At 54.3% G+C, this 6,766-nt stretch carries 4 protein-coding genes; 3 read left to right on the forward strand and 1 reads right to left on the reverse strand.

Translation table 11 applies throughout. The features are described 5' to 3' along the window. Positions 1-15 precede the first annotated feature (15 nt). The 3 genes from AAAC48_RS06000 (at position 16) to AAAC48_RS06010 (ending at position 3,717) form a co-directional block, all read left to right on the forward strand. Positions 16-1,761: an adenylate/guanylate cyclase domain-containing protein gene (locus AAAC48_RS06000; RefSeq protein WP_340653309.1), complete on the forward strand. Its 1,746-nt coding sequence runs from the start codon at positions 16-18 to the stop codon at positions 1,759-1,761. A 501-nt stretch (positions 1,762-2,262) separates the two neighbouring features. Further along, positions 2,263-2,580 carry a cupin domain-containing protein gene (locus AAAC48_RS06005; RefSeq protein ID WP_340653312.1) on the forward strand — a complete coding sequence of 106 codons (318 nt, stop codon included), beginning with the start codon at positions 2,263-2,265 and terminating at the stop codon, positions 2,578-2,580. A gap of 465 nt (positions 2,581-3,045) precedes the next feature. Next, complete coding sequence (locus tag AAAC48_RS06010) at positions 3,046-3,717, forward strand: hypothetical protein (protein WP_340653310.1); 672 nt, start codon at positions 3,046-3,048, stop codon at positions 3,715-3,717. 1,294 nt (positions 3,718-5,011) lie between these two features. Here AAAC48_RS06010 and AAAC48_RS06015 read toward each other — a convergent pair. After that, on the reverse strand, positions 5,012-6,223 hold the full coding sequence (locus tag AAAC48_RS06015; protein ID WP_340653311.1) for a hypothetical protein: 1,212 nt from the start codon (positions 6,221-6,223) through the stop codon (positions 5,012-5,014). Between the last annotated feature and the right edge of the window lie 543 nt (positions 6,224-6,766).

A 6,766-nucleotide genomic window follows, 5' to 3' on the forward strand; every position in this document is an offset into this window, starting at 1 on the left:
TTGGGAGAATCCTGAATGGAGCGACGTCTCGTTACCATTATGGCGGCCGATGTGGTTGGCTATTCTGCCCGGATGGAGCTTTCAGAAAGCAAAACGATCCGACAGCTTTCCGCGCTTACGCAAATAATCGGCGAACAGGTTGTCGGGCACAGCGGCCGTGTGTTTTCCAGGGCAGGTGACGGCTTCCTGTCCGAATTTCCGAGTCCGGTTATGGCTGTTCACGCTGGTTTTGAGATTCAGCGCATCCTGTTTGCATCGGGCGAGGAAAATGGTAACCGCTTCCAACTCCGCATCGGCATTCATTTGGCCGACGCGGTCATCGACGGGCAAGATCTTCTCGGTGACGGGGTCAACATCGCAGCCAGAGTGGAAGGCCTTGCTGAACCCGGTTCAGTCCTCATCACCCAGAATGTGTTCGATCAAGTCAAACGAACGGCGAAGCTTCGGTTCGAGGACTTGGGCGAGCGGTCTCTCAAGAACATATCCGAGCCGATCCGGCTCTATCGCGTTCTCGACGAGCTCGAAAACCATAGCTACATAACCGGCATCCCAACCACGTTGCAAGGCAATGCCGATCTCAGGCGAATAACCCCTCATTCGCTGGCCGTTGTGCCGTTCGCCAATCTTGGCGGAGATCCGGAGCAGGAATATTTTTCAGACGGATTTTCGGAAGATTTGATCACTGAGCTGGCCCGGTTTCACCAAATCTTCCTAATTTCGCGGAATGCGAGTTTTGCGTTGAAGGGACATAATGTCGATCGGCAACAGATGGGCAAGGAACTCGGTGTTGCCTATTGCCTCGAAGGCAGCGTACGCAAGCTGGGATCGCGGATACGCATCACATGCCAGCTGACGGATACCCAGACGGGCGACCATGTCTGGGCAGAAAAGTACGACTGCAAGCTCGAAGAACTGTACGATGTTCAGGACGACATTGCTGCCTCTATCGTCTCGATGGTCGCCGGACGAATTGAACAACAGGCCCGCGTTGCTGCGAAGCGCAAGAAACCAGCTGATATGCTCGCCAATGACTGTCTGATGCGTGGCCTTGAACATCACAGGCTGGGCGGCGTCACTCGCGAGGCGTCGGAGAAAGCCTTGCACTGGTTCGACCTTGCAATCGAGAAAGACCCGGGTTTCGCTCGAGCCTATGCCTGGCGTTCCTGTGCGCTCTCGACATTGGCCGTCTGGACTGGACAGGATGTGTGGAATGACATTTTGGACAGTTCGCGTCGTGGCCTGGAGCTCGACGACGGCGATGCAGAATGTCACCGGATCGCAGGCGCGATCAGCCTTCAAGGCAGGGACTACGATCAGGCTGAATACCATTTTTGCCGCGCTCTCGAGCTCAATCCCAATCACGCCTATATTCTCGGGCGGATGGGAGAACTCTATAACTTCCTCGGCGATGGTGAGATGGCGCTGAAATATCAGCTACGGGCAAAACAGCTGGATCCCTTCCTTCCCGCCTATTGCCGTGAACTGGAGGCTGTCGCGTATTATCTCCTCGGACAATACGCAGACACGGTTGCGGTTGTGGCACAGTTGTCGAGGGCGACGCGCATTGCGGCCGCTTACCGCGTCGCAGCATATCGGCATCTGGATGATCCGACCGGATTGAAACGCGCCGTGTGCGACCTTCGCGTTATCGATCCCGATTTCACCATCAATCGATTTCTGGCCACTCAATATTACAAGGATCAGCGGTTACTCAGTCAGCTCCGCGACGATCTGCGCGCGGCGGGCCTGAAGGTCGAATAATTGCTCGAGTTGAACTTGGCCAGCCAACGCCCGCCATGGCAGTTTGATGGCCTGCCGCACACTCCTATCCAGCCGCGTCAGAGCCAGGGCCGCCTTGCAAACGCCCTGAAAAACCTCGCGCAGAGTCGAGGATGCTCAAACTCCGAGTTTGTCAACGATATCGGCGCTAAGCCGACATTGCTTTGTCGGAAGCGGTATCTATTAGGCAGATTCTAAAAACATCACCATAATGTAATTAGTTTTCAGTTACATAGAGGGCATTTGGTGGTCTTTGCTACCCAATTCCGCATGCTTCCAGCTCCGACTACGCATTCTAGATTGTCAGAATCCCGCGCTCATTGAACTCTGCTATTCCTCCTCGCAGTGATATGACTGACGCCCAGGAGACTGCTATTAAGGATTGGCCGCTCACTCTGGATTGCCAAAGGATATGTTCTGATGACGATCATCGCTCATAGGGACCAACCATTTGAAGACTGGCGAACAGGCGTAAAGACGCAGATGCATGTCTCGGCCCGCAAAGGTGCAACGCAGCTTTGCATATTTGAGCAATGGGTAGCGCCAACCGTCGGAGCCCCGACCCATTGGCATACAGTGGAGGAAGTACTTACCGTTGTCGCAGGTAAAGCGGAGATGTGGATCGATAACGAGCGTTTCATTGTAACTGGCGGCCATTCCCTTATAATACCGGCTCGACGAAAACACGGCTTCCGAAACATAGGACCCACGATCCTTCACTTGCGTGCCGTGCTTGCTTCATCGGTCTTCGAGGCAACGTTTGAAGGATCAACCGAACCTGTGCAGCGCTGGCTTCCATGAGCTGAGTATTCTCGCGTTTTTGCAACGAAGTGGCTTTGCACAGCCACGTATGATCCCAACGCGTTCGCCGTCAACAAGCTTCCAATACTCGGCGTTTTCTGACAAATTCCGCCCGGAACTGTGACAGGGCTTTTGGAGGCATGGCCCAGTCGAATTTCGTTATCGTTGTTATGGCGTTTGCCAAATTGGACAACGGCGAACTCGTGCCGGCATTCGATGCGGTGCGGTTTAACGACGAGGAGCGCGTCCTAAGTTCAGCTAGAAATTTGCGGAATCACCAGATCTGAAATCCATCATGACGTAGCCTTGATTGAGACATCAGGAGCGGCGCTGAATGGAGAGAAAATGCCAAAGGACTCGCGGAACCACTTTCAGCAGATAGAGTCATTGCTGGGCTTGGCCACGCTGCTATCTTACGTTTCACCACCATCGTAATTAACGTTTCACCACAATTGGCAGGAAGGGTTGGCGAAGTTTCCTGACTCGGCACTATTGCGGGCGAAAATTGCATTCAGTTACGTTCTGGACATTCTCAACGAGCGCACCGACGATCCGTGGCGCTACACCGAACTAGCGTGGAAGCTTGCAACCGAAGCGGAGGCAAATCCGCATAAATCGCGGCTTGAGACCTTTCTCTGCCGTTGGGTGATGCCAATTCTGTATCAGTTGCACGAGGGTAATTTCGAGCGCTCGGTTGTCGAGGCCGAGGCGGCGGCTAAACTGGTACCCTATGATCCGTTGGCGCACGCCGACCTTGCCCTTTATTTGGCAAACGCCGGAAAAACCGACCGGGCGATCGAATGGGCGGAAGAATCGATCCGGCGCGATGCCAGCCCCCTGGATTTTTACTTTGGCAATCTGGGTTTCGCCTATTATCTCGCCGATCGTCCGGCGGATGCGGTGGTACAACTCCAGAAAATGGAACGCCAGTGGCAGGTCAATCTGGCAGCCGCCTATGCGCGCCTCGGCAAGCTTGACGAAGCCCGCGCCAGCATTACGAAGCTTCTCAAGGACAAACCCGGATGGACGATCAAGAGCGAAGCAGTGTGGCCGACCACGAGGCAGCCGCAACTCATCGAACCGCTTCTGAAGCTCTATCTCGCCGATCTCGCCAAGGCGGGGTTGCCGGAAAAGTAGCGCGCTATTCCGGCTTCGTGTTCCAATTTACGTCCGGTGATTTGGTTGTCAGTTCAAGAGCGCTTCCCGATCGTCGCGCAGATCGCATGGTTCTGATTTTCAGCGCCCAACGGTTTGCCAATCTATTCTGGCTATCCAGTCGGTATCACGCCGCGTTGAAAGACCTCCAAGCACATATTCAATGCCACCCGCGGAAGACAGTCGGGATCGGATTTTCAAGTCCATCAGCACTGCATATCCCGGTCTCAGCGGGAGATTACGCGACGACCTGTCGACGGTCTGGTAATCGTACCTAGGCGCGAAGACAATTACGGGAATGCGACAGCCGCGGTCACCATTGCGTAGCCGACTTTTCTCGATACTTTGCCAGTAGCAGCAACCGCAATGACATCGGCATTTGACCTGCGGTATGATATTGACCGGAGTGCGTCGCACTCCGAGAAGGTCCGGGGGCATGGACCGCCGTCTTGCAGCCGTTCTGATTGCCGATGTCGTCGGTTATAGCCCGCCATCATTTGGATGCGAGGTCCCTACCGGCTGGTGGGGCCATTATGCCGTCGTCGCTGGTCCGCCTAGACGACTGCGGCCTTGGCGGCAATGTGCAGTCAGGCCATAAGGATACACCCTGAGGCAAGCGCCGACTATCTATCCACTGGAAAATGACTCACAGGCTTGATGAAAGAGGGGGGAGCAGACGTCGAAGGTGAACGGTGCGTCTCTCCCCCAATTTGGTGAACCGGAAGGCTAGAGGGTGCCTTCGCGAACAAGGAACAGAATACACCCGGACGGCTTTCAGCGGGATCGGGCATAACCCTGAGGGAACATTGGGATTTTCCCTGATTGATAGGGCCAAAACCGGCCTAAAATCGGGGTTCCACACTCAGAGGCCCTCAACCATAGTTAAACCTCAGGAAACCCTCGACTTTTTCGGTATCGCAATCAATGCCTTGGGACCCACTCGACCTCTCGTATCGCCTTGGGCGTCGATGGGACGAGGAACGCCTCCTGCTTCATGGTGGACCATCCATCGCGCAACTCCGAAAGCGCCAACTTTCTTATCTCTGACGGATTTCCGCTATCCAAACTGTCCAGCATCGGGAACTGCAATGCATTTCAGGGGCGAACGGAGGAAACATGACACTGGCAGCGCGGACGTAAAGGCACTGTGTCCTGACTTTGTTCCCGATGTGGTCTTTCGGCAAGGGCAAATTTTCTCCTAATTAGGGCTGACACCTCTTGCGACTGGAAGGACCTTTATCAGCGAGATTTAACAGGCGTAGCACCGCTGCCTTGTTTATTTCCGCTTAGGTTTACGCGCTTTACGTGGCGACCCACCGGAGCGAGCCTTCTGCGAAATCTCAGGTGGCGCTGGAGACCGGAATGATTGCAAGCGAGTAAGCTGTTCGCCCGCCAATTGAGCAATCCGCTCGAAAGCGTCAGCTTGCACGAGCCGACGACCGCCTCTGGCCGTTATCGATCCACTGTCCTGTATTTGATCTATATGTTCGATCATCGCGTATAGGGGCGACCATGGCGGGACCTTCTTGAGCTTACCGCCTATGACGTAAAACCCGCCTGCATCGCTTCCAAAAGCCTCGAGGGCGATTTGTATTCCAATTTTTGGGTGGCGGTCGCGCTTTCGGACCACGTTCAGCGTAGCGATCTGATTGGCGCTGTCGATCGCAGAAACCGTAACTTTTAAATACGATCCCAAAGGGTCGGACGGGTCGCCCACTTCAAGCACGCTGCCGGCCGTAAACCCTTGATTGCCAGCGTTGTCACGATAGATGTAGGAGTGCCCATCGTTGAAATCATGAACCAGGACGACTGCTTCTGGAATTGCCCTGTCCCAAACCGATTTCACACGAAACTCGAAGAAGAGCGTCCCGATGCGGGCGACAAGGTATCCGGGGAGTTCGGGATGATGAAGCGGCCTTAGTTGCACCGTCGATCCAAAATGTTCAGCATCCGCATTCCAAACCCTGGTCATGACAAGCCAGCCCATGCTCCACATATTTGGCGCATTGAGCCCTGGGCCTGCCAGAAAGATAGGATTTGCACGTTTGTCCAACTCGTTGAAATCGGGATGCGGGAACATCCAGCAGTTTGACGCCGTGCTCATTACATCCCAATTGTCCATATAGTCGGCTGCCGATCCATCGGCGCGTGAATGATCCAAACCGTAGACATGCCCCATTTCTTGGCCCGCAAAGCTGGGTGACAGGCTCGACATGCCGTTGCCCGGGTCCCTTCCATCGTCCAAACAGCATCCATTCGGGCCGCCGAACATGTCGGTTGGATTCAGCATGATGACTGCCACCGAGAAGAAATCGCCTACTTTGACCTTGTCGGCGATGGCGGCATCCCGCGCCCATTGCAACAGATCATTGCGGCTGTCCCTCCCCTTGTAATCCGCCCTGTTTTTGTCGATCGTAAGCGGACCGAAAACCTGCGAACCGCTCAGATCGACGCGTCCTAACGACATGTCTCGGAAATAATCCACCAAATTGGACTTGCCTGAGCCGGCACTGGTGAAAAGCTCCTCATAGCGGGACTTCGGCCACACTGGGTCAGGGGCGGGATCATCTTTGAATTTGCAAAGCAGAATTGCCCATGGAGTTTGCATGCCAATCTCCTATTTAATTAAAATATTCACTAGATTGGAAGTCAATTCTATGAAATGCGCACGCAGACAGGGAGTAAAGCTGTATACACTGATGGTTACTATATGACAATTAGATCACCACCAAGGTTTTTCTTGGTGGATACTGAGTTGGCTATCTGCGTTTTATCTGGCCGCCCCACTGTTGGCCGGAGGCGGCCGCCCTTGTTTCCCCAGGCATCGAGACAGCAACAGCTGCACCCGCCGCAGCGTATGTGCTGCCCCTAAGAAATTGACGTCAACCCATGTCGACCAGTTTGCTGCAACGAGACATCTGTTCCTCCCGAACCGTTGTATCTACGATTTAGGAGCAAAAGCCGTGCCAATTCATGGTCTGGCAATACAGTCAACGAATACAGAGTCTCCAGACTTGGGGGCCACAAAGTG

Source organism: Phyllobacterium sp., assembly GCF_037994405.1.
Classification (GTDB): domain Bacteria; phylum Pseudomonadota; class Alphaproteobacteria; order Rhizobiales; family Rhizobiaceae; genus Phyllobacterium.

Excerpts from the sequence above, each read along its gene's own strand:
- AAAC48_RS06000 (WP_340653309.1), top strand. The coding sequence starts at position 16 with ATGGAGCGACGTCTCGTTACCATTATGGCGGCCGATGTGGTTGGCTAT.
- AAAC48_RS06005 (WP_340653312.1), top strand. The coding sequence starts at position 2,263 with ATGCATGTCTCGGCCCGCAAAGGTGCAACGCAGCTTTGCATATTTGAG.